We start from the raw sequence: 21,518 nt of genomic DNA, 5'->3' as shown, positions 1-21,518 counted from the left end.
TCCACGATCCAATTCTCGGTTCGTTCGTTGGCCTCAAATTGAATTTTGGTCGGTGAGGACGGCACCAGACGAAGCGAGTAGCTGTAATTGCCCACTGCGAACTTAATCGATCTTTCACGCTCCAAACATGGGACATCTTCGGGTATTCGTTCCCAACTAAATGGCATGCCTCACCGCGCAAACTTCTTATGCTTCAACCGTTTGGGCTCCAGCGCGTCCGGCCCCAGACGGCGTTTTTTGTCCTCTTCGTAATCCTCGAAGTTGCCTTCGAACCACTCCACGTGCGCGTCGCCCTCGAAGGCCAGAATATGCGTGCAGATCCGGTCGAGGAAGAAGCGGTCGTGTGAGATGACGACGGCGCAGCCGGCGAAATCGACCAGGGCGTCTTCCAGCGCGCGCAGGGTTTCGACGTCCAGATCGTTGGTCGGTTCGTCGAGCAGCAGGACGTTGCCGCCCTCTTTCAGCAGGCGGGCCATGTGGACGCGGTTGCGCTCACCACCCGATAGCAGTGAGACCTTTTTCTGCTGGTCGCCGCCCTTGAAGTTGAAGGACGAGCAGTAGGCGCGGGAATTGACCTGCGCGTCGCCCAGCTGAATGATCTCGGCGCCGCCGGTGATCGCTTCCCACACGGTGTCGTTGTCCTTGAGGTCGTCGCGGGACTGGTCGACATAGGACAGTTCGACCGTGTCGCCCAGCAAGATGGTGCCTGCGTCGGGCTGTTCCTGACCGGTGAGCATCTTGAACAGGGTTGATTTACCGGCGCCGTTTGGGCCGATGACGCCGACGATGCCGCCGGGGGGCAGGGCGAAATCCAGCCCTTCGATCAGTTGCTTGTCACCCATGTGTTTGGCCAGACCCTCAACCTCGATCACCTTGCCGCCAAGGCGCTTGCCGTTGGGGATGACGATCTGGGCGCGGGTCAGCTTTTCGCGCTCGGACTGTTCGGCCAACTCATTATAGGCGTTGATCCGGGCCTTGGATTTGGCCTGACGGGCCTTTTGACCCTGACGCATCCAATCCAGTTCGCGCTGCAGGGTCTTCTGCTTGGACTTGTCCTCGCGCGCTTCCTGCTCCAGCCGTTTGGCCTTTTGTTCCAGCCACGCGGAATAGTTGCCCTCGTAGGGCAGGCCGCGGCCGCGGTCGAGTTCGAGAATCCAGCCGGTGATGCTGTCCAGAAAATAACGGTCGTGGGTGACGATCAGGATGGTGCCCTTGTAGTCGATCAGGTGCTGCTGCAGCCAGGCGATGGTTTCGGCGTCCAGGTGGTTGGTCGGTTCATCCAGCAACAGCATGTCTGGCGCTTCGAGCAGCAGTTTGCATAGCGCGACGCGGCGTTTTTCACCGCCCGACAGGTTGGCGATGTTGGCATCGTCAGCGGGGCAGCGCAGCGCCTCCATACTGACGTCGATCTGGCTGTCGAGGTCCCAGAGGTTCTGGCTATCGATCTCGTCCTGCAGCTTGGCCATCTCATCAGCGGTTTCGTCGCTGTAGTTCATCGCCAGTTCGTTATACCGGTCGAGGATCGCCTTTTTTTCGGCCACGCCCAGCATGACGTTTTCACGAACGCTGAGGGTTTCATCCAGTTTCGGTTCCTGCGGCAGATAGCCGACCTTGGCACCCTCGGCGGCCCAAGCCTCACCCGTAAAGTCCTTGTCGAGCCCCGCCATGATCTTCATGAGCGTCGATTTACCGGCGCCGTTGACGCCGACGACACCGATTTTCACGCCGGGCAGAAAGCTCAGGTGGATGTTTTCAAAGCACTTCTTGCCACCTGGATAGGTCTTTGAGACACCTTGCATGTGGTAGACATATTGATAGGCGGCCATGTCGCGTCCTCTGGGTCGGGGAAATCAGGTTGGGCGGGGTGATAGCGGATGGTTCGATTGGGGGCAATGGATAGGATCGTCGAAGGCGTCGGTGGACTACGAGATTGAGATTGGGTAGTTCAAGCGTGGATCATTTGGCTGCAGGATTAGGTGTACGGTTTGAGCAACTCTATTGGATTAACCGAGTCCGCCGGATATCTTTTGTGGTTCGGATTGTTTTGCTTTTCGATGTTTTGTCTGCGGAAACTCCACCGGGACGCCGCGCGGGCACGCTCGGAAATCTACAACGAACCAATCCGACGCATTGACCGATTGATGCCACCTGCTCCCGCGCACAAGGCGGAAGTCAGACCGGAAGATATTCGCTATCGGTGGTATTGGAGCAAGGCATTTTGGAGAACAAATATCGATGTTGGGTTGGCCTGAGGCCTGATGTACGCAATTAAGAAACTGGTGATTTAGGTGGCCTTGAAAGATCTCATAGCTGGTTGGACGCAGCCGGGGCGTGTCGAATGGATCGGTCTGCGGCCTGAGCGTCGTGCGGAGATGGTCGCGGTTAAGGAAGGCATGATCTCCACCAATGGGCTTGATGGCGACCGGGGCCGCGCAGGCAAACGGGCGGTGACCCTGATCCAGCATGAGCATCTGGCGGCGATTGGGTCATGTTTGGGGCAGGGGCCGGTGTCGCCCGATATTCTGCGCCGCAATCTGGTGGTCTCAGGGATCAATTTAGCCGCGCTCAAAGGGCGCGAAGTGCAGGTGGGCGAGGCGATCCTACGCTTTACCGTGATCTGCGCGCCGTGCAGCCGGATGGAGGAGGCGCTGGGCAAAGGCGGCTATTCCGCCGTGCGGGGGCACGGTGGGTGGTGCGCCGAGGTGGTGTGGCCGGGGCGGGTCACGTTGGGCGATGCGGTTCAACCGGTTGATTGACAACGTTGTCCAGTTCTGAACATCAGCAAGGCATGGATCGTTTTGGCATTCCATACACGCGGCCCGGGCAGGTCATCGGGCTGTTCGGTGGGTCGTTTGACCCGCCGCACCAGGGGCATGTGCATGTCACGCTTGAGGCGATGAAGGCGTTTGGACTGGATCGGGTGTGGTGGCTGGTGTCGCCAGGTAATCCGCTAAAGGAACGTGGCCCTGCTCCATCGGCGCGGCGTATGGCGGCGGCGCGGGAGATGATGCAGCATCCTCGGGTCGAGGTGACAGATATCGAAGCGCTGACGGGGACGCGCGCGACGGCGGATACGCTGGCGGCGATGCGAAGGCTTTATCCGCAGGTCCGGTTTGTCTGGCTGATGGGTGCCGACAATCTGGCGCAGTTTCACCGTTGGAAAGACTGGCGACAGATCATGGACAGCGTACCGGTGGGCGTGGTGGCGCGACCGGGGGATCGGATATCGGCCCGGATGTCTCCGGCGGCGCGCGCATATGCACAGTACAGGATCGATGGGCAGGCGCGGCATTTGCTTGGGCGGGCTGCTGCGCCGGCGTGGTGTTTCGTGAATGTGCCTATGATCAATGTCAGCTCGACTGAAATTCGCGGGCGCGGCGGTTGGGGCGATGGGGTGTTGCCGGAATAGCCACACCCGGCGCATAGTGCATTTCAGTGGTTGTTTGGTTGTGATCTCTGGGATTTTAATTGACCCATGGTTGATCGTATTTCACGTCGTTTGTTTCTGGGGGGATTGGGGGCGTCTCTGATCCCGGGCATGTCTTTGGCACAAGCCCCCTTGGTGTCTTTGAGGCCGCAGGCGCGTGGACCGCAGCTGAGCGGCGTCGAACGGTTCATCAAAGCCGAGGGTTTAAAGGGTGACGTTGTGTTCGCCGTGGCTGATGTAAAAACCGGCGCGCAGTTGGAAGCTTTTGGGGACGAAAAGGGATTGCCTCCGGCAAGTGTTGCCAAGGCGATGACAGCCCTTTACGCACTGGATGTTCTGGGGCCGGCGCATCGATTTGAAACCACGCTAATGGCGAATGGTCCTATTGAGAATGGAATTCTAAAGGGCGATCTTATCCTTGTCGGCGGGGGTGATCCGCTGCTGGATACGGATGCTCTGGCCCAGATGGCGGCTAATTTGCGCAAGGTGGGCGTGACCGAGGTGCGCGGGGCGTTCAAGGTCTATGACGGCGCTCTGCCGTATATTTTCAGCGTGGATCCCGGACAACCGGATCATGTCGGGTACAGTCCGGCGATCAGTGGAATATCGTTGAACTTTAACCGGGTGCATTTCGAGTGGAAACGTGAAGCCACGAGCTATGACGTGACCATGGACGCGCGCAGTGCGAATTATACTCCGTCGGTTGAGATGGCGCGGATGCGGGTCACGGACCGGCGACTGCCGATCTACACTTACGAAGCGAGTGCCCGCCAGGATCGCTGGACCGTCGCAAAAGGTGCCTTGGGCAAAGGTGGCGCGCGGTGGTTACCAGTACGCAAGCCCGCGCTGTATGCTGGTGATGTGTTCAAGACATTGGCGCGGGTAAACGGAATCGTTCTGGGCCGGGTGCAGGTTACAACCGAAACACCGCGCGGAGATGTACTGGTTCTGCACCAGAGCGATTCTCTGGACAGTATCCTGCGCGGGATGCTGAAGTACTCGACCAACCTGACCGCAGAAATGGTGGGGCTTGCCGCGTCGGTCGCACGGGGCGCTGCACCCAACAGCCTTGCGGATTCGGCCGCCGAGATGAACCGCTGGGCCGCTGAGACCTACGGGGTCGAAGGGGTCGCGATGGTGGATCATTCCGGGCTTGGCGATGCCTCGCGCATGAAACCGGGTGATTTGGTGGCTGCGCTTGTCGCTGCGCGGAAGACGGGTGCGCTGCGGCCATTGCTGAAGCCGTTTTCTTTGACCGATGCCAATGGCAAGCCGATCAAGGATCACCCGATCCGCGTGGATGCCAAAACCGGGACGCTGAATTTTGTTTCGGGGCTGGGCGGGTTCCTGACAACTGCGGGTGGCTCGGACCTGGCTTTTGCCATTTTTACCGCCGATATGGATCACCGCGCCACGATCCCGCGAGAGGCCCGAGAACGCCCGGATGGCGCGCGCAGCTGGAACCGAAGATCACGCAAGCTGCAACGAGCATTGATAGAGCGATGGGGCGCATTGTACGGAAGTTAGATTCAGACGACGTGACGCGCCCGCGAACCGCGCTCGATCGCGGCTGCGTGCAGCCGGTCGATATTCAATTCATACCGGATTTCTTCCAACAGGCGCAGTTCGGTTTCAGCCAGTGACCCGTCAGCCGCAGCAACGTCGCAAGCCAGTGCATAAGCGGTTTCGTTCAAACGCTCGGGCAGGTTGACCCGGATCAAGCCAAAAAGGGCATCCAGCCCATCCTCTTGTTCGAACAGGTCGAACACGATCTGCGACACGCGGCGGGTGCGGTCGATGTCGTAACCCGAGAAGACCGGCAGCATGTTGACCGCAGTTTCGATTTTGACCAGCTCGGCAGTGCGAATGGTTTCATCCGACGCAGAGACCGCAACCATGATCGCCACAAGGCAATCTTGTGGGGACATGGGGTGGGGAATTTGATCGGTCATTATATGTGTCCTGCTTGGAGGTGTTCGAACGCGTAGGATATGGGCGGGTGGAAGCAGGTACAACACTTTGTTTGATCTGCGGGCGCGGCGGATAGCGCAGGTCAGTTGTATACTTTGATTGTCTCGGCCAATAGCAACCCGTCCCAGTTTTTTAACCGTGTCAAATGTAGCTCTGATCAGACCACCACCGCCGGTGTAGGTACTATTATGCTGGTTGATCCTTTGTCGGTGTCTCTGAGGCCGTTTGTTCTGCGAGGTCTTCGCAGTAGTAAATGTCCCGCCCGATGTCCTCGCAGACATGTACTTTGGGGCTCGGATATACCGCGCGAAGAAAGCTGTGGGTATAGGGAAAGAAGTTGAAGTGCGGGTTGAAGCTGTACCGGTATTCGCGTTCCAACGGGACAACAATGATGACGCGCTTGCGAGCAACACGACGGAGTTCTGCAATGGCGCGGCGGTAATCCAGCAGATGCTCGATCACATGGGTGCAGATCACTGTGTCGAAGGTGTTATCGTCAAATGGCAGATCTTCGATACGGGCTGCGACGTAGTCGATATTGTCGATGGTGGCGACGTCGTCGATTACAAAATCAACACCAGTCATCTTTTCGATATCGGGGCGTGCAGTAAAGACACGTTGCAATAGAAAACCAGTGCCACAGCCAACGTCGCAGACGCTTTGACCAACAACGTCCTTTGCGATCCGCTCAATACATGCTTCGGAGTTGTCAGTTCCCTGATGAACCCGCGGGTGGTCACGATAGAGCGCCTCATACTCGTCATCAGCCAGATATGGCGCACGCTCACGAAACTCAGCAAGACGGGTGATATGGGTTCCCCAGACACGGCGGGCCAGCCAGTGGAATGCTGAGCTGTCGCGCAGGACCGGCGGTAGGATATCCTCAAGGACAAAGCGGATCCTGTTGGTCGTTTCGCGTCGCATGCGTCTTCCTTGTTTTCAGATCGTTTACTTTGTTCTCGCAGAAGACGCGTCATAGCAGGCTTTGGAACCGGGACGAAGCAGAAATACCGCCCAGAGGTTGTTCTGTTTTTTGGCGCACCTGGCAATGCCGTCAAATTCCTTTCGGGCGGGTATTGAGAAATACGGTCCGCTTTATTGACTCATGCTGCATCCGCACAATAACAGGGGCCGGGCTGGTTGCATGGGGTGGCTGGCACGATCCCCGATGGAGTTCAATACAAATGTCTGACCTGCGTGAAACCGCGATGACGTCCAAGGCCTGGCCCTTTGAGGAGGCGCGGCGGTTGCTCAAACGGTACAAGCAGGGTGCTCCGGAAAAGGGATATGTGCTGTTCGAGACGGGCTATGGTCCCTCGGGCTTGCCGCATATCGGAACGTTTGGCGAAGTTGCGCGGACCACCATGGTCAAGCGCGCGTTTGAGGCGCTGTCGGACATTCCAACCAAGCTGATCTGTTTCTCGGACGATCTCGATGGCATGCGCAAGGTGCCCAGCAACGTGCCAAACCCTGAGGCGCTGCAAGACTATTTGCAATGCCCGCTGACCACGGTTCCCGATCCGTTTGGCGAATATCCTAGCTTCGGCGAATACAATAATGCGATGCTGCGTCGGTTTCTCGATACCTTTGGCTTCGAGTATGAGTTCTATTCAGCACGGGACTTTTATCGCTCGGGTCAGTTTGATGAGATCCTGAAGCGGGCGGTCGATAACTATGATGCCGTGATGGCGATCATGCTCAAAAGCCTGCGCGAGGAACGCCAGCAGACCTATTCGATCTTCCTGCCGATCCATCCCGAAACCGGTCGCGTTCTGTATGTGCCCATGAAGAAGGTTTGTGCTGAGACTTACGCGGTTACCTTCGACGACGAAGACGGCAAGGAGTGGACGCTGCCGGTCACCGGCGGCAACGTAAAGCTGCAATGGAAACCGGATTTTGGTGCGCGCTGGGCGGCGCTGGGCGTTGACTTCGAGATGTATGGCAAGGAACACGCCACCAACGAAAAGATCTATGACGCGATCTGCCGGGCGCTGGGGGGCCGTGCGCCGGAGCATTTCTCGTATGAGCTGTTTCTGGATGAAAACGGTCAGAAGATTTCCAAGTCTTCGGGCAACGGGGTGTCGATTGACGAATGGCTGACCTATGCGCCGACTGAAAGCCTTGCGTATTTCATGTACCAAAAGCCCAAGACGGCCAAGCGGATGCATTTCGATGTGATCCCAAAAGCCTACGATGAATATCACCAGCAGTTGCGCGCTTATCCGGGGCAGGAATTGAAGGCGCAATTGAACAACCCCGTCTGGCATATCCACGGCGGCGACGTTCCTGAGTCGACCCTGATCGTCCCCTTTGCAATGATGTTGAACCTCGCCTCGGTTTCCGGGGCCGAGGACAAAGAGGCGCTGTGGGGTTTCATCCGTCGCTATGCGCCGGATGCCACGGCCGAGACGCACCCCGATCTGGATCAGGCGGCGGGTTTTGCTGTTCGGTACTTCAATGATTTTGTCAAACCCACCCGCATGCACCGGGTGCCGACGGATCAAGAGCGTGAAGCGCTGGAAGCATTGAAGGCGGAGTTGGAAGCGTATGACGGACCTATCGAGGATGAAGCGCTGCAATCGGTGGTTTATGCCGTCGGACGTGAGCGGTTTGATCCCCTGCGGGGCTGGTTCACGGCATTGTATGAGGTGCTTTTGGGCGCCTCGCAGGGCCCGCGGTTTGGCGGGTTCATCGCGCTCTATGGCGTGCCGGAAACCATTGCACTGATCGACAAGGCGCTGGCCGGAGAGCTGGTCTGATTTGACCTGACCCAGCGTGAGGCTATCCTTCGAATAGGAGGTGGCCCCATGCGTCGTTTATTGCTTGCTATATCCCTGAGTGCCGGACTGGCATCAGGTGCCTTCGCCCAGAACGCCGAGATCGAGGCTAATATTGCCGCACAGATACAGGCATTCAAGGCGGATGACTTTGCCACTGCCTTCACCTTTGCCAGCCCCAATATCCAGCGCTTGTTCGGAACACCTGAGAATTTTGGCGTTATGGTGCAGCGCGGTTATCCAATGGTCTGGCGGCCAGCAGATGTGCGGTTTCTGAATCTGCGAGAGGTTGCCGGAGCGTTGTGGCAGAAGGTCATGATCACCGATGGTGACGGGCGGGTGCATATTTTGGACTATCAGATGGTGCAGCAGAACGACGCCTGGAAGATCAACGGTGTACAACTGTTGGGCAACGCGGATCCGGCAGCCTGACGCAACACCATCGTTACGGTGATTTGAGCGGCGGTTAATTCCTTTTGGATACTCAGACTTTCGCGTTCGGGGTGGACCTGAGCACGGGGTTTGAACGTGTCGCAGATTTGTGCGGCGCGATTGGGAAAGGGATTTCTATGAACAAGGCAATCACCGACGGCATCGTGTTCATGCCGCCTCAGTTCGCGAATGGCTTAGGTGTATGGTCTGCGGGCGACGGCACGCCGGGCTCACCAACCTATGACGGATCAGGGACAGGCGCCTTTGTTCCGGCGGATGCGGATTTCGGAGGCTGTCTTGAGATACTGAAGGTTAATGCCACGCAAAAGCTGCGTTACATGGGGCAGACGCCAATCGTGCCGGGCTGTTACTTGCAGATCAAGGCCCGGGTAAAGGCGATCAGCGGGCCGCTGCCTGAGGTCAGGATTGCGGCCTGGGCCGGGGCTGCTGGCGACACCCATTTGGCTGCTGTTGCCGAACAGGGGCCCGCCACGCAGCTTTCTGGCTATGGTACGGTGCATGAGATTACGGCGATCGTCGGCACCGGACAGCGTCCTGGGGTGGATATGCCTTGGGGTGTGTCGGCTCTGTACGGGCATTTTGGTTTGGATATCGAAGGGGTCAACGGGGCATTGGTCCGGGTCGATGATATTGAGATCACCGATGTAACCGGTATTTTTTTGCGCGAGATGATCAGCGTCGTCGATGTCCGCGATTTTGGCGCTATAGGGGATGGAGTCACCGACGATTCAGCCGCGTTTGAAGTGGCGGATCAGGCAGCCGGTGGACGCAGGGTCTATGTCCCTCAAGGTACTTATCATCTGGCGGAAAACACCAGCATGGCGTCCGAGATGGATTTCGAAGGCACGGTCACAATGCCCGACGACAAAATGCTGCTGCTGACCAAGAACTTTGACTTTCCTGCCTATGACGCGGCCTTTGGCGACGAAGAGCTGGCGTTTAAGAAGGCATTTCAGGCGTTGTTGAACAACGCAGATCATGAGTCGTTGGATCTGGCGGGGCGCAAGATCTCGGTCAATGCACCGATTGAATTGGCCGCTGCAGTCCCCAACAGGCAAAGCGGGTTTTCCACGCGCCGCGTGATCCGCAACGGGCAGTTTGATGTTAAAAGCAATTCGGCCTGGGATACCGAGACATTTACTTCGGTCGCGACCTACGATCCGTCGGATTCGAAACGACTGACGAATGTGGCCAATATTGCAAACATCCCCGTAGGCTCGTTGGTGGAGGGCAGTGGTGTGGGGCGCGAGATCTATGTGCGATCAAAGGATATTGGCGCCGGAGAGATCACCCTGAACGCACCCATCTATGATGCATCAGGCACCCAAACGTTCACCTTTCAGGCGTTCAAGTATCTCTTGGATTTCAGCGGCTTCAGTACGCTGCGGAAATTCGGAATGGAGCAAATCGAGTTTCAATGCAACGGGCGCTGCAGCGCTATCCGATTGGCGCCGTCGGGCAGTACGTTCTCGCTGACGGATTGTTTTGTCAGCCGACCCAAGGATCGCGGAATCTCGTCGATCGGAACCGGGTGTAAGGGGATGCTGATCGACAATTGTCAGTTCCTGTCTGCGGAGGAGTCGTTCGTTGTCACTGACCGCAATTCGATAGCGCTGAATACCAACGCGAATGACGTGAAGTTACGACACAACCGAGCGGTACGTTTCAAACACTTTGCCGTTGTGGGCGGGGACAACAACATGATCCTGGGTAATCATTTCTTTCAGGGTGACAGCATTCCGCAGGGTGTCCGTACCGCCGGGCTGATCATGATCGGGACCTACAACAGTTCGACCATCGCCGAGAACTATGTGGATAACTGTTTCGTCGAATGGTCAAATGAACGGGATGCCACTCCCAGTTATGTTTCGGGGTACTCGTTCAGTGCAATGAGCATCACTGACAACATTTTCTATTCCAGCGAAGCCCCACCTTGGTTCAGTTATATTGTCATCCGCCCGCATGGTCCCGGGCACTTCTTGAATGGATTGGCTGTCACCGGGAACAAATTTCGCGCCAGTAGCGGCGGGATTGACCGTGCGGAGAGAGTGGATACCACGTTTGCCGATCTGGATAAGAACCGCCATGTTAACGTGACCTTCCAAAACAACACATATCATGGCGTGAGCGTGAAGGCCGCGAACCCTTTGCGAGTCCGGAACATACAGCCGGCCGCAACCAGCGCCTGGCCAGTTTGGTCTTATGCTCATTTGCCGTTCGGCGGTAAGGTCCTGAGTTGTGACGCCGTAACTGTTCTCGGCCCGCTGCGGAGTGCCTTTGGATCGGTGCGTCACGCGACACCTTATGTAGAGCTAGCGCAAGGCAGCAATGGCGATGGGTTATTGCTTCGGTGGCCGGAAAACTTGCAAGGTGAAGTCTCGGTGCTAATGCGGATGGAGCATTGATCTAATGGATGTTGCACACCAACGGGCAGCCACATTTATCGGGTGGTATCCTTGCCTATACTGGGTGCCATTTGGATTTGACAAGAAAGCCGAAGGAAACAGGAGACGTTTCAATTTCCTATGCTAGGCTCAGGTCAGCCAAAGGAGGAGCCAGATGCCGAACATAGCTAAAAACACCAGCGTCCAAACTGTTATTACCACCTTTGAAATGACCCCCGGAACTTGCCAGGACTTGCTCGAATCGTTGACCGAAGCCTATGCTGACTTCATTTCCAAACAGCCAGGCTTCGTTTCAGCTGGGTTGCATGTAAATGACGCTCAGACACGTATCGCCAACTATTCTCAGTGGAAGCGCCGGGAAGACTTTCTGGCGATGCTGCGCACGCCTGAGATGCGCGACCGAAACCGCAAGATCAACGAGCTGTGCAAAAGCTTTGAGCCTGTCATGTATGACGTGGCTGAAACATTCGGCAATTCCTGACCTGGATCAAAGCACGCGCTAGTTTTTAGGCTCATGTTAGATGGGTATAAAAAGGAGGACTGCAGCATGTATCATAACATTCTTGTCCCCATTTCGTTTGATACCGAACGAGATACTTCCGGTTCGCTGAAACTGGCCGAAGTTCTGGCGACGCCAGATGCGCAGGTGACGTTGATGCATGTGGTTGAGCATATTCCGAATTATGCAATTTCCTACATGCCTGCCGAGTATTTGACGGAAGCGCGCAAGGCGATCCAAACCGAATTGGACAATATGGCCGCAAAACTGCCCAATGCGACGGGCTTGGTAGTAGAAGGCCATTCGGGCAGAACGATCTTGGATTGGTCGGAAGAACACAAACCGGATCTGATCATCATGGCCTCGCACAGGCCGGGAATGCAGGATCTTTTGTTGGGCTCGACGGCGTCGCATGTGGTGCGCCACGCAAAATGTGCTGTGCACGTGGTGCGGTGAGGGTTACAGATCGTCAGGGGCAAGGCGGTATGCCTTGCCAAACCCGCCGTTCAGAACGCCATCCTGAACGTCAAAATGGACAAAGCTGAAATCGGCGAAATCGACATAGAGCTTCGCCTTTGGGCGTAAGCTTAGATATCTTGCGCGCAATCTGTTGTGCTCTGGCGTTTCCTTCGGAACCAGCCGTGCGATTGCATGGAGTGTTAACCGAGGATGGGTCAGCGGATCGCCTTTGTCGGCGGGCTCACCAATCAGAAGGGCGCAAGACGAATTTGCCCGCAGCGCTTGAGTATGATCCGCAAGGGTCGAAATCAGAGATACCGGGCGCCCAGCGTCATCCGTGGCCAGCGCGATACGAGAGACTGATGGCAATAAGCTGTCCGGACGCAGAACCGCCAGCGCAGCAAATGTTGCGTCGGTGATCAGTTCTTTCGCCTGACTACGGGCGGTGGCGTCCATTGGTTGGAACGGGTCGGTTTTGGTCATGTCGGGTGGTTCCGGGAACAATCACTAATTGCCATTGATAGATGCCTGATCTACTTGGGACCAGTCCAACTGTTGCCACATATCCGGAGTATCCTGACAGCATGTTGTTCGGAAAACCTGCACGAAACGAGAGCGATCTCAACCCGCGTTCGTCCAAACGGCACCGTCGGGCCGACGCCATGCGTCGAAAGGCCCTGTCCCCCGTGCGCATCCTGATCATGGTGCTTTTTCTGCCGCTGACCACCGCAGTGTTTGCGGCCGGTATGTTTCTGCGGATCTCTGACTATGACCGTAACGACGCTGTGCTGCACCTGATCGCTTTGGCCGGATGTGATGCTGCGGACGCCATCGGATTTGGCCCGTTTCGTAAGGGTCAGCCGGGCTACCACAAGCGCTACGATGCGGATGGGGATGGTGTGTCCTGTGAAAAGTTCGCTCCGGCCTTCACCCAGCAGGCGATACCGCCGACCAGTTCGGCGCCTGCGAACCGCACGGTTGGTAACGCCAAATTCGTGCGACCCTGATCCGCTTGCCTTGCCGGACCGGGGCACTTGGCCGCAACCGGGATGAAAATCAGCCCGATCCTTCCCATCTGACCCGCACAGCTATGGGAGAACGTCTGATGAAATGTCCGATTGATGGCACCAATTTGGTGATTGCCGAACGCAGCGGGGTCGAGATCGACTATTGCCCGCAATGTCGTGGCGTTTGGTTGGACCGGGGTGAGTTGGACAAAATCATTGACCGGTCCGCAGCCCATACCCCTCCACCACCACCTCAGCAGGGCTATGACGACCGCTCAGATCATGGGTATCGCAAGAAGAAAAAGCGCGGCGGTTTTTTGGATGAGCTATTCGATTTCTAACCAACTCAGACGAGGTCACGACAGCTGCCCGCCTGCGCAGTCGCGAAACTTGCGCACTTCGGGCGCGGCGCCGTTTAGCGGAAACTCGGTGATACGGTCCTGCGTGAAGGCGTAGGCCATGTCATTGTATTCCAACCCATCAAGGACGTTCCCAAACCCTGCGTCACTGACGCCAAGTGAATAGGTGTCGGGTGAAAGGACATGGCGCGGTGTTGCGATTTCGATCGGGTTACGCCCACTGAACCGCATCGCAAACCAGGGGGTCACTGTCCACGTGTCGGTTTTCCGAGTGACCGTCAGCGTATACAGCGGCTGTGCCGGATCGTAAGTCAGGAAGATACCTGCGTCATCAGTGTCATGGGCCAGCGTGCAAATCTCACCTACGGTGGCCTCCCAAGCATGGGCGGGTGTACCGACGAGAAGGCTGATAAGAAGTACGCGCATCTGCTGAAACTAGCTGAGGGCTGGGAATTGGCAAGTTCAACAGGGTTCGGACCACGGATCAGCAGTGCCGTGGCTTCGGGAACTCTGATCGTTGAGTTCTGTCTTCGATAGAACGCAAGCGCTTGTCTTGCACCACTAAGTACGCTCAGATTGGCCCCATGACCCGCGATGAATTCAATACCTTCTGTTCCAGCCTCAAAGCCACCAGCCATGTGGTGCAATGGGGCAATGCGGATGTGTGGAAGGTGGGCGGCAAGGTGTTTGCGCTGTGTGGCTGGAATGACGGGAAAGACGCGTTCACCTTCAAGGCCACTGATCTGGCCTTTGAGGTATTGAGCGATGAGCCCGGCATCCGCCCGGCCCCCTATCTGGCGTCCCGGGGGATGAAATGGCTACAGGTTTACGAGGAACGTGGCATGAGCGACACCTCGCTGCGTGAGCATATCGTGACGTCTTATGAATTGGTTGTGGCCAAGTTGACCAAGAAGGCGCGGGCGGAGTTGGGGGTTTAGAACGGGAGAGCAACGGCGCTGACGGATTTTCCTGAGAGTTGCGCCAGATCCTCGGCCGGTACCACGCGGGTGCCTCGCACCCGGTGAATGGCGTTTTGGACTTCACGCGTGCTGGGCAGGGTGTCCGGGTTCGTCAAGGCAACCGTTTGGAATCACAATTTGTGATTTCAAACGTGAAGGAGGGAGCGCTGGGCTGCAAGTTTGAAGTGTGAGGCGGTCTTGAAGCCGCAAGCCATATTGATCGCCTAAAAATTGAGGTCGAAGTGTTGGGCGGCCTGCCCGGGCTATCCTCATAGAAACTTTCAGCATTCGAGGTATTGCAGAGCCTTACAAACTCGTTATCAACCCCAGTATGATTGGATTGTCGCTACTTCTACTTTTATCGGTTGGTTTAGCATTTTGGTCGGTGATGACATCCGGCCCGATATTGACTCTACCGCTTCTACTGGGAGCTATCGGTGTTGTTCTGGCAGTGATTCTGCTGCTGAGACTCAGACTTCGAAAACGGATTAACTGGGTCGTCGTTGATGGATCAAATGTGCTCTATTGGGAAAACGATGAGCCAACTTTGTATTCAGTCAGATTAGTTGTTGAAAAGCTAGTTCTAGATGGGTTTGTACCGTTACTGTGGTTCGACGCGAATGTTGGCTACTTGGTTGCGGGTCACTACATGAACCCTGCCAAACTATCAAAAGCTCTTCGATACCCAGCAGGCCGAATATCAGTTGCGCCAAAAGGAACACCTGCTGACCCGTTGTTAATCAGCGATGCGGAAAGGTTGAGGGCATTAATAGTGACGAATGATCGGTTCAGAGATTGGCAAGAACGTTTTCCCCAAGTAGCTCAGCAAGACTTGTTTTTGCGGGGTGGAATCAGAAACAAGTGCGTTCACTTGAAGTAAGGCACTACCGCTTCCGCCGCTTCACATTCCCACCCCGCTGCCCCGGTCTGCCAGCCGTTGACCGCCCGCGTGACTTCACCGCGTCTTCCGAGGCTTTCTCGACCGCCCATTGGCGTGCCATGGGGTCGTCGGCGATGGCCAGATCGACGGCTTCCAGACGTTTGATCTCATCCCGGATGTTGGCGGCCTCTTCGAACTCAAGGTTCTCGGCGGCTTTGCGCATCTTGTCGCGCAGACCGTCCAGATGGGCCTCAAGGTTGGCGCCGTGCATCGGTTTGTCGATGGTGGCGGTGACGCGGTTCATGTCGACGTCGCCCTGATAGAGCCCGGCCAGAACGTCCTCGACATTCTTTTTCACCGTTGCGGGGGTGATGCCGTGTTCCTCGTTATAGGCGACCTGCTTGGCGCGGCGGCGATTGGTTTCGCCAAGCGCGCGTTCCATCGAGCCGGTGATCTTGTCGGCATACATGATCACCCGCCCGTCGGCGTTCCGCGCGGCGCGTCCGATGGTCTGGATCAGTGAGGTTTCCGATCGCAGAAAGCCCTCTTTATCCGCGTCCAGAATGGCAACCAGCCCACATTCGGGGATGTCGAGCCCTTCGCGCAGCAGGTTAATGCCGATCAGCACGTCGAACGCGCCCAACCGCAGGTCGCGCAGGATTTCGATGCGTTCCAGCGTGTCGATGTCCGAGTGCATGTAGCGGACCCTGATGCCCTGTTCGTGCATGTATTCGGTCAAATCCTCGGCCATGCGCTTGGTCAGCGTAGTGACCAGCGTTCGGTAGCCATCGGCGGCGACCTTGCGCACTTCGTCCAGCAAATCGTCAACCTGCATGCCGACAGGGCGGATTTCTACCTCGGGGTCCAGCAGGCCCGTCGGGCGGATCACCTGTTCGGTGAAGACGCCGCCGGTCTGTTCAATCTCCCACTTGGCCGGGGTGGCCGAAACGAAAACGGATTGCGGGCGCATGGCGTCCCATTCCTCGAATTTGAGGGGACGGTTGTCCATGCAGGACGGCAGGCGGAACCCGTGTTCGGCCAGGGTGAATTTGCGCCGATAGTCGCCCCGGTACATGCCGCCGATCTGCGGCACGCTGACGTGGGATTCATCTGCAAACACGATGGCGTTGTCGGGGATGAATTCGAACAGGGTAGGGGGCGGTTCACCCGGCGCACGGCCTGTCAGATAGCGCGAATAGTTCTCGATCCCGTTGCAGACGCCGGTGGCCTCAAGCATTTCCAGATCGAAATTGGTGCGTTGTTCCAGTCGTTGCGCTTCCAGCAGTTTGCCTTCGCCGACCAGTTGATCCAGCCGGATGCGCAGTTCCTTTTTGATGCCGATGATCGCTTGGTTCATCGTTGGTTTCGGCGTCACGTAGTGGGAGTTGGCGTAGACTCGCACCTGCTCCATATTCGCGGCGCGTTCGCCGGTCAGGGGGTCAAACTCGGTAATGGTTTCAAGTTCTTCGCCGAAGAACGAGAACTTCCAGGCGCGGTCTTCTAGGTGGGCGGGCCAGATTTCGAGGCTGTCGCCGCGCACGCGGAACGAGCCGCGCTGGAAGGCCTGATCGTTGCGGCGATATTGCTGGGCGACCAGATCGGCCATGATCTGGCGCTGGTCGTATTCGCCGCCGACTTTCAAATCCTGTGTCATCGCCCCATAGGTTTCGACCGAACCGATACCGTATATGCACGACACCGAGGCGACGATGATCACATCATCCCGCTCCAGCAGCGCCCGCGTGGCCGAGTGGCGCATCCGGTCGATCTGTTCGTTGATCTGGGATTCTTTTTCGATATAGGTGTCTGACCGCGCGACATAGGCCTCGGGCTGGTAGTAGTCGTAGTAGGACACGAAGTATTCTACGGAATTTTCGGGAAAGAAGCCTTTGAATTCGCCATACAGTTGCGCCGCCAGTGTCTTGTTGGGCGCAAGGATGATGGCGGGGCGCTGGGTTTCCTCGATCACCTTGGCCATGGTGAAGGTCTTACCGGTCCCGGTCGCGCCCAGCAGGACCTGTTCGCGTTCACCATCCAGCACTCCGCTGGTTAATTCCTTGATCGCTGTCGGCTGGTCGCCTGCGGGCGCAAATTCTGTATGCATCACGAATTGCTTGCCGCCTTCCAGTTTCAGGCGCGCGCGCACGTCCTCGGTGGTCATTTGGGTCTTGTCAGAATGGGCGTAAGGCATGGGCAGGCTCCGGGTCAGGCCTCTACATTTGTTCTTATTTTGTCCAACTGCAAGGGCTGAAGGAGATGTGATGACGGCTTAGGATGTCGAAACCACGTCACGACGTAGTTTTTCGGCAAGTCCGTTCAGATTGGCATCCAGAACTTTGCCCATCATCATCTTCATCAGGGTCTGCCCCAGCAGCCATCCCAAAGGACCGTATTTGACCCGGTAGTCCATGCCCCAAATCACACGAGTACCGTCGCCCGGCAATGGTTCTAGGACCAGCGCAGCGCTAGCCTCGTGCAGGGGCATGGCGTCCATTTCGCTCAGCCGCACGCCATATCCGTGGCGGGCCTGCCAACTGGTGACTTCCTCGACGACCGACGTCCCGTTTTCGAAGTGACAGCGCCGGCGCGATCCGATCCCGTCTGTGCCATCTGTCAACGCATCCACCGATGTGACCGCCGGGGCGAATTCGTCGATATGCATGTAGCGGCCTAAGACAGCCCATACTGCATCGGGTGTCGCATCGATATCCAGTTTGCATTCTTTGCGAATCATAGTGGTTGTCCCGATTTGAAAGCTACGGAATGTCTAGACGCCGCTCACGACAGAAATTGTCATTAGCAGCGTCACAATACGTTGGCAGCTGAGTCAGGGCCATCCGGGATTGTCGGATGGATTTGTTGCAGAGCATTTTATCGTTCAGCCGGACAATCCAACGCGTTCCAAGGCCACATCCGGCCAATCCGTAATTTGCGCTGGATCGGTCACGATGATCTCGGGTCGTCCCGTATCGTTGTCCGGGAACATCTTGGTTGCGCCTGTGACATAGGCATAAGATCGACGCGGGACGTCTTCTCCATCTGCACGATAGCGTGTGAGGATCAGGTTCATCACATCCTCGCCGCCGCCCATGTTCCCGTTTGGAATGAACAGTTGATAGGGCTGGGTCAGACTGCCTGTGTTGAACAGTATGTGATCCCCCGAGGTTGGGGTAAAATCGCGCAGCTCGATGAACACGGTGGTTTCCTGCCCGGCTTTGGCAATTTCGACCAGCCGGTCATAATCCAGCCGGGTATTGAACATGTTGATCTGCGGATTGCGGCGTTTGATATCGCGGTAGCCTTCAATGATCCGGGCGCGCAGGTCCCACCATGTGGTCAGGGGCGCATAGTTTCGCATGACCGAGCCGTTGTTGGCGACCTGGTCCCAGATCCCAAGCTTTGCGGTCTGGGCCCGGCGCTCGGCATCTCGGTAGCGATCGTGTAGATGGGCGAATTCTGCATACCCATATTTCTGGAAGTAAGGCGACAAGCCTTCCTGAATCATCACCTGTTGAAAGTCTGTGCCGTCCTCCAACTCCAGATAGCACAACACACGGCCGAAATTTCCACGGTATTTCTGCAAGGCCTCTTCACGGGGTTCGGTTCCGGGCAGGATCAGTTTCACGGTATCGCCTGGCGTGATCAGTTCCTTGGCGCGGTCAGATGCAGCCTGACCCAATGGGGTGACGGGCTTGCTGCCAGCAAACACCTCTTCGGTGTCCAAAGCCAGAACGCGCAGGCTTTCGCTATTGTCGCTGTCGTCATCCAGAAAGACGCGAACGGTGTCGCCGTCGACCACACGGTCCACTTTGGCTGTAAATGATGTGCCAGACATAAGATTCCTCCAAATGGCATAAATAAACAGGGCCAGTCTACCATGGCGGGACGACAGATTGTTAACTGTGACAATTGCAATCTTGTCCCGGCCCGCACTCTGACGCATAAACAGGCACAGCCAAGTGAGTACTACGGAGAGGCGACATGCGCGCAAGGATCTACCAACCTTCACGGAATGCGATGACTTCGGGCATGGCAAAGACCCGGAAATGGGTTCTGGAATATGCCCCGTCTTCGGCGCGCGAGGTTGATCCGTTGATGGGGTGGACTTCGTCCAACGATACCCAAACCCAAGTGCGTTTGAAATTCGACACCAAGGAAGAAGCGCTGGATTACGCCAAAGACAATGGGATCGACGCTCAGGTCAGCGAGCCGCATAAGCGCAAGCCGAACTTGCGGGCGCGTGGGTATGGCGAGAATTTTGCGACCGATCGGCGTGGTCCCTGGACGCACTGAATGATCGATATCCGCGAGGCTGACCCCGGCGCAGAGGATCTGCGACCTATCATTGAGGCGCATCTTGCCCATAGTTGGGATGCGACGCCGCAAACCTCGAATCACACCTTGGATGTTGATGCTCTGCGAGAGCCGGGTATTCGGTTCTTTGCCCTCTATGATGAGGGACAACCCCTGGGGTGTGGCGCGCTTAAAACGTTGCCTGATCACACTGCCGAAGTAAAATCGGTCCATATTCTGGCAACCGCGCGCGGCCGCGGCCTAGCGCGCGTGATGATGACTCATCTCACCGACATGGCGCGGGCCGAGGGCATATTGGCGCTGGTTCTGGAAACAGGTGCCGCGCATCTGACGGAATATGATGCCGCACGCAAGCTCTATGAGACACTCGGCTATTCCTACTGCGAACCGATCTATGGGTACGACCATGACCCGAACAGCGCCTTCATGCGCTTGGCTCTTGAACCTCGGTCGTAAAAGCAGCAAGAAGAACCCAGCGGTCCCTTAGCTCAACTGGATAGAGCAGCTGACTTCTAATCAGCAGGTTGAGGGTTCGAGTCCTTCAGGGATCGCCATTTCAGACTTTATTGCCCAATAAGTACCGCAAGTGCGAGCGCACCGTGCTTGGTTTATTTTACTTTTGGGGAGGTCTGAGGGGCTGGGTGAGGGGGTCAGGCCAGCCCCTCATCAAGGGGGTCGTTGAGTGGTAGTGTGTTCCAGTAAATCCAACTTAGCCTAGGTTAACGACTCAATAAATTGGGGGATTCCCGTAGTTGTTGAAATTAGGTGTCCTAAGCCGTCATTTCTTTGCGCTCTGCTAGGAAACATCGCTGCTTCGCGGACCTATGTGGGAGCAACTGATTGGCGAGCAGCTGAGGCCCCAAGCGGCGGGTTGGAAGGTGTTTCTAACGCTATTAGGCGTGTCCCGTGAAATAATTCTTGCAACCGGTTGCAAAGAAACTCATTGTTGGGTCCAACAAGGATTCGGGAGAGTTGAATGCTGAAGGTTGGACTGCTGGGCGCTGGGCGCATCGGTCGCGTTCATGCGCAGGCCATTTCTGCCCATCCGCGCAGCAGGCTTTGCGCGGTCTCTGACGCGGTGCCCGAAGCAGCCGCTGATCTTGCGGACGCGCATGGTGCCAAAGTGCGCAACTCGGACGAGATCATTGCGGATTCTGACATTGATGCGATTCTAATTGCGACGCCGACAGATACACATTCTGACCTGATTGAAGCAGCGACCAGCTCGGGCAAGGCTGTTTTGTGTGAAAAGCCTGTTGATCTGGATTTGGAGCGGGCCATTGCATGTCAGGTAAATGTTGCGATCCACGGGCTACCGGTGATGATCGGATTCAACCGTCGATTTGATCCCAGCTTTTCGGCGATCAAAACAGCCGCCAACGCGGGTGAGATCGGCAAAACCGAATTGCTGTCGATCACCTCCTTTGATCCGGCACCGCCACCTGTAAGCTATATCAAGGTGTCGGGGGGGTTGTTCCGGGACATGATGATCCATGATTTTGATATGGCCAACTACCTGATGGGAGATGTGCCAACGGTTATCTCTGCTGTTGGGTCTTCGATCATTGATGCTGAAATCGGTCATGCCGGCGACGTTGATACCGCAGTTGTTACAATGACTTATGCAGATGGCCGGATTGCCGTCATCAAGAATTCGCGCCGGGCTGCATATGGCTATGATCAGCGGGTCGAGATGCTGGGGTCCGAAGGGCTATTACAAGCGCAGAACATGCTGGAAAACACAATGGTCAAGTCTACAGCCGATGGCGTCATAGCGGCCAAGCCGACCTACTTTTTCCTTGAACGCTATATGCCGGCCTATCAGGCAGAATGGGCCGCTTTTGTCGAGGCGGCGCTGTCCGGCGCAAAGGTGCCCGTGACGCTGGAGGATGGCGTCGCGGCGCTGGCGATGGCCGAGGCAGCAACGCGCTCAGTCCAGTCTGGCGGGCCAGTGCGAATGGATGAAATTTTGAAACCGGTTGCAAAATGATCGGATTTCTTCAAACTG

Annotated in this window: 23 protein-coding genes and 1 tRNA gene; 16 read left to right on the top strand and 8 right to left on the bottom strand. The window is 56.7% G+C overall.

Going from position 1 to position 21,518, the window contains the following annotated elements:
* Window positions 1–170 precede the first annotated feature (170 nt).
* Complete coding sequence (gene ettA, locus ACR0BU_RS14465; protein ID WP_480736375.1) at window positions 171–1,826, bottom strand: energy-dependent translational throttle protein EttA; 1,656 nt, start codon at window positions 1,824–1,826, stop codon at window positions 171–173.
* Between the two features lie 462 nt (window positions 1,827–2,288).
* Between ettA and ACR0BU_RS14460 the strand changes: the two genes are divergently transcribed.
* The 3 genes from ACR0BU_RS14460 (at window position 2,289) to dacB (ending at window position 4,954) form a co-directional block, all read left to right on the top strand.
* A complete protein-coding gene (locus ACR0BU_RS14460) occupies window positions 2,289–2,756 on the top strand; it encodes an MOSC domain-containing protein (RefSeq protein ID WP_298935241.1) in 468 nt (155 codons plus the stop codon).
* Window positions 2,757–2,788: 32 nt separating this feature from the next.
* A complete protein-coding gene (locus ACR0BU_RS14455; protein ID WP_300073110.1) occupies window positions 2,789–3,409 on the top strand; it encodes a nicotinate-nucleotide adenylyltransferase in 621 nt (206 codons plus the stop codon).
* A 66-nt stretch (window positions 3,410–3,475) separates the two neighbouring features.
* Window positions 3,476–4,954, top strand: coding sequence for a D-alanyl-D-alanine carboxypeptidase/D-alanyl-D-alanine endopeptidase (gene dacB / locus ACR0BU_RS14450; protein ID WP_480736372.1), 1,479 nt, complete (start codon window positions 3,476–3,478; stop codon window positions 4,952–4,954).
* A 2-nt stretch (window positions 4,955–4,956) separates the two neighbouring features.
* Here the strand turns inward: dacB and ACR0BU_RS14445 are convergent, their stop codons facing one another.
* Both ACR0BU_RS14445 and ACR0BU_RS14440 read right to left on the bottom strand, forming a co-directional pair.
* Window positions 4,957–5,379, bottom strand: coding sequence for a tellurite resistance TerB family protein (locus tag ACR0BU_RS14445; protein ID WP_298935238.1), 423 nt, complete (start codon window positions 5,377–5,379; stop codon window positions 4,957–4,959).
* A 205-nt stretch (window positions 5,380–5,584) separates the two neighbouring features.
* Complete coding sequence (locus ACR0BU_RS14440; RefSeq protein WP_480736371.1) at window positions 5,585–6,322, bottom strand: class I SAM-dependent methyltransferase; 738 nt, start codon at window positions 6,320–6,322, stop codon at window positions 5,585–5,587.
* A 260-nt stretch (window positions 6,323–6,582) separates the two neighbouring features.
* Between ACR0BU_RS14440 and ACR0BU_RS14435 the strand changes: the two genes are divergently transcribed.
* The 5 genes from ACR0BU_RS14435 (at window position 6,583) to ACR0BU_RS14415 (ending at window position 11,988) form a co-directional block, all read left to right on the top strand.
* Window positions 6,583–8,157, top strand: a complete 1,575-nt coding sequence (locus tag ACR0BU_RS14435) for a lysine--tRNA ligase (RefSeq protein ID WP_480736369.1) — start codon at window positions 6,583–6,585, stop codon at window positions 8,155–8,157.
* 48 nt (window positions 8,158–8,205) lie between these two features.
* Entirely contained in the window at window positions 8,206–8,607 is a 402-nt protein-coding gene (locus ACR0BU_RS14430; RefSeq protein ID WP_480736367.1) for a DUF4864 domain-containing protein, read from the top strand.
* Window positions 8,608–8,744: 137 nt separating this feature from the next.
* Window positions 8,745–11,033 carry a glycosyl hydrolase family 28-related protein gene (locus ACR0BU_RS14425; protein WP_480736365.1) on the top strand — a complete coding sequence of 763 codons (2,289 nt, stop codon included), beginning with the start codon at window positions 8,745–8,747 and terminating at the stop codon, window positions 11,031–11,033.
* Between the two features lie 154 nt (window positions 11,034–11,187).
* Window positions 11,188–11,514 (top strand): antibiotic biosynthesis monooxygenase family protein, encoded by a 327-nt coding sequence (locus tag ACR0BU_RS14420; protein ID WP_298935233.1) that lies wholly within the window; start codon window positions 11,188–11,190, stop codon window positions 11,512–11,514.
* A gap of 66 nt (window positions 11,515–11,580) precedes the next feature.
* On the top strand, window positions 11,581–11,988 hold the full coding sequence (locus ACR0BU_RS14415) for a universal stress protein (RefSeq protein WP_299080909.1): 408 nt from the start codon (window positions 11,581–11,583) through the stop codon (window positions 11,986–11,988).
* 3 nt (window positions 11,989–11,991) lie between these two features.
* Here ACR0BU_RS14415 and ACR0BU_RS14410 read toward each other — a convergent pair whose 3' ends face one another.
* Window positions 11,992–12,474 carry a HugZ family pyridoxamine 5'-phosphate oxidase gene (locus ACR0BU_RS14410; RefSeq protein WP_299080911.1) on the bottom strand — a complete coding sequence of 161 codons (483 nt, stop codon included), beginning with the start codon at window positions 12,472–12,474 and terminating at the stop codon, window positions 11,992–11,994.
* Window positions 12,475–12,515: 41 nt separating this feature from the next.
* Here ACR0BU_RS14410 and ACR0BU_RS14405 point away from each other — a divergent pair, with 41 nt between their 5' ends.
* Together ACR0BU_RS14405 and ACR0BU_RS14400 are read left to right on the top strand one after the other, a co-directional pair.
* Complete coding sequence (locus tag ACR0BU_RS14405; RefSeq protein ID WP_480736364.1) at window positions 12,516–12,998, top strand: excalibur calcium-binding domain-containing protein; 483 nt, start codon at window positions 12,516–12,518, stop codon at window positions 12,996–12,998.
* A gap of 98 nt (window positions 12,999–13,096) precedes the next feature.
* On the top strand, window positions 13,097–13,339 hold the full coding sequence (locus tag ACR0BU_RS14400) for a TFIIB-type zinc ribbon-containing protein (RefSeq protein ID WP_480736362.1): 243 nt from the start codon (window positions 13,097–13,099) through the stop codon (window positions 13,337–13,339).
* A 15-nt stretch (window positions 13,340–13,354) separates the two neighbouring features.
* On the opposite strand, the gene ACR0BU_RS14395 is transcribed toward ACR0BU_RS14400, so the two are convergent.
* Entirely contained in the window at window positions 13,355–13,783 is a 429-nt protein-coding gene (locus tag ACR0BU_RS14395) for an excinuclease ABC subunit B (RefSeq protein ID WP_300073084.1), read from the bottom strand.
* A 158-nt stretch (window positions 13,784–13,941) separates the two neighbouring features.
* Here ACR0BU_RS14395 and ACR0BU_RS14390 point away from each other — a divergent pair, with 158 nt between their 5' ends.
* Both ACR0BU_RS14390 and ACR0BU_RS14385 read left to right on the top strand, forming a co-directional pair.
* On the top strand, window positions 13,942–14,295 hold the full coding sequence (locus ACR0BU_RS14390) for an MmcQ/YjbR family DNA-binding protein (RefSeq protein ID WP_298935227.1): 354 nt from the start codon (window positions 13,942–13,944) through the stop codon (window positions 14,293–14,295).
* A gap of 352 nt (window positions 14,296–14,647) precedes the next feature.
* A complete protein-coding gene (locus ACR0BU_RS14385; protein ID WP_480736360.1) occupies window positions 14,648–15,196 on the top strand; it encodes an NYN domain-containing protein in 549 nt (182 codons plus the stop codon).
* Window positions 15,197–15,200: 4 nt separating this feature from the next.
* On the opposite strand, the gene uvrB is transcribed toward ACR0BU_RS14385, so the two are convergent.
* From uvrB to ACR0BU_RS14370, 3 genes are all read right to left on the bottom strand, one after another.
* Complete coding sequence (uvrB, locus tag ACR0BU_RS14380; protein WP_480736358.1) at window positions 15,201–17,387, bottom strand: excinuclease ABC subunit UvrB; 2,187 nt, start codon at window positions 17,385–17,387, stop codon at window positions 15,201–15,203.
* Between the two features lie 78 nt (window positions 17,388–17,465).
* On the bottom strand, window positions 17,466–17,930 hold the full coding sequence (locus tag ACR0BU_RS14375; RefSeq protein WP_480736357.1) for an SRPBCC family protein: 465 nt from the start codon (window positions 17,928–17,930) through the stop codon (window positions 17,466–17,468).
* Between the two features lie 144 nt (window positions 17,931–18,074).
* Window positions 18,075–19,031: a thermonuclease family protein gene (locus ACR0BU_RS14370; RefSeq protein WP_299080931.1), complete on the bottom strand. Its 957-nt coding sequence runs from the start codon at window positions 19,029–19,031 to the stop codon at window positions 18,075–18,077.
* 146 nt (window positions 19,032–19,177) lie between these two features.
* On the opposite strand from ACR0BU_RS14370, the gene ACR0BU_RS14365 reads away from it, so the two are divergent.
* The 4 genes from ACR0BU_RS14365 (at window position 19,178) to iolG (ending at window position 21,500) form a co-directional block, all read left to right on the top strand.
* Window positions 19,178–19,489: an ETC complex I subunit gene (locus ACR0BU_RS14365; protein ID WP_298935221.1), complete on the top strand. Its 312-nt coding sequence runs from the start codon at window positions 19,178–19,180 to the stop codon at window positions 19,487–19,489.
* Window positions 19,490–19,966: a GNAT family N-acetyltransferase gene (locus tag ACR0BU_RS14360; RefSeq protein ID WP_298935220.1), complete on the top strand. Its 477-nt coding sequence runs from the start codon at window positions 19,490–19,492 to the stop codon at window positions 19,964–19,966.
* A 21-nt stretch (window positions 19,967–19,987) separates the two neighbouring features.
* Window positions 19,988–20,064, top strand: a tRNA-Arg gene (locus ACR0BU_RS14355).
* 422 nt (window positions 20,065–20,486) lie between these two features.
* Window positions 20,487–21,500: an inositol 2-dehydrogenase gene (iolG, locus tag ACR0BU_RS14350; protein WP_300073071.1), complete on the top strand. Its 1,014-nt coding sequence runs from the start codon at window positions 20,487–20,489 to the stop codon at window positions 21,498–21,500.
* Window positions 21,501–21,518 lie beyond the last annotated feature (18 nt).

The sequence above is a fragment of the Ruegeria sp. CK2 genome, assembly GCF_056536585.1.
Note: the sequence above shows the minus strand (reverse complement) of the source record. Positions and strands in the feature narration are given on the sequence as shown.

Coding starts and splice junctions, on each gene's coding strand:
- ettA (WP_480736375.1), bottom strand. CDS start 1,826: ATGGCCGCCTATCAATATGTCTACCACATGCAAGGTGTCTCAAAGACC.
- ACR0BU_RS14390 (WP_298935227.1), top strand. CDS start 13,942: ATGACCCGCGATGAATTCAATACCTTCTGTTCCAGCCTCAAAGCCACC.
- ACR0BU_RS14385 (WP_480736360.1), top strand. CDS start 14,648: ATGATTGGATTGTCGCTACTTCTACTTTTATCGGTTGGTTTAGCATTT.
- ACR0BU_RS14435 (WP_480736369.1), top strand. CDS start 6,583: ATGTCTGACCTGCGTGAAACCGCGATGACGTCCAAGGCCTGGCCCTTT.
- ACR0BU_RS14415 (WP_299080909.1), top strand. CDS start 11,581: ATGTATCATAACATTCTTGTCCCCATTTCGTTTGATACCGAACGAGAT.
- ACR0BU_RS14410 (WP_299080911.1), bottom strand. CDS start 12,474: ATGACCAAAACCGACCCGTTCCAACCAATGGACGCCACCGCCCGTAGT.
- ACR0BU_RS14430 (WP_480736367.1), top strand. CDS start 8,206: ATGCGTCGTTTATTGCTTGCTATATCCCTGAGTGCCGGACTGGCATCA.
- ACR0BU_RS14440 (WP_480736371.1), bottom strand. CDS start 6,322: ATGCGACGCGAAACGACCAACAGGATCCGCTTTGTCCTTGAGGATATC.
- ACR0BU_RS14425 (WP_480736365.1), top strand. CDS start 8,745: ATGAACAAGGCAATCACCGACGGCATCGTGTTCATGCCGCCTCAGTTC.
- ACR0BU_RS14445 (WP_298935238.1), bottom strand. CDS start 5,379: ATGACCGATCAAATTCCCCACCCCATGTCCCCACAAGATTGCCTTGTG.
- dacB (WP_480736372.1), top strand. CDS start 3,476: ATGGTTGATCGTATTTCACGTCGTTTGTTTCTGGGGGGATTGGGGGCG.
- iolG (WP_300073071.1), top strand. CDS start 20,487: ATGCTGAAGGTTGGACTGCTGGGCGCTGGGCGCATCGGTCGCGTTCAT.
- ACR0BU_RS14420 (WP_298935233.1), top strand. CDS start 11,188: ATGCCGAACATAGCTAAAAACACCAGCGTCCAAACTGTTATTACCACC.
- ACR0BU_RS14455 (WP_300073110.1), top strand. CDS start 2,789: ATGGATCGTTTTGGCATTCCATACACGCGGCCCGGGCAGGTCATCGGG.
- ACR0BU_RS14375 (WP_480736357.1), bottom strand. CDS start 17,930: ATGATTCGCAAAGAATGCAAACTGGATATCGATGCGACACCCGATGCA.
- ACR0BU_RS14405 (WP_480736364.1), top strand. CDS start 12,516: ATGCCTGATCTACTTGGGACCAGTCCAACTGTTGCCACATATCCGGAG.
- ACR0BU_RS14360 (WP_298935220.1), top strand. CDS start 19,490: ATGATCGATATCCGCGAGGCTGACCCCGGCGCAGAGGATCTGCGACCT.
- ACR0BU_RS14395 (WP_300073084.1), bottom strand. CDS start 13,783: ATGCGCGTACTTCTTATCAGCCTTCTCGTCGGTACACCCGCCCATGCT.
- ACR0BU_RS14370 (WP_299080931.1), bottom strand. CDS start 19,031: ATGTCTGGCACATCATTTACAGCCAAAGTGGACCGTGTGGTCGACGGC.
- uvrB (WP_480736358.1), bottom strand. CDS start 17,387: ATGCCTTACGCCCATTCTGACAAGACCCAAATGACCACCGAGGACGTG.
- ACR0BU_RS14400 (WP_480736362.1), top strand. CDS start 13,097: ATGAAATGTCCGATTGATGGCACCAATTTGGTGATTGCCGAACGCAGC.
- ACR0BU_RS14365 (WP_298935221.1), top strand. CDS start 19,178: ATGCGCGCAAGGATCTACCAACCTTCACGGAATGCGATGACTTCGGGC.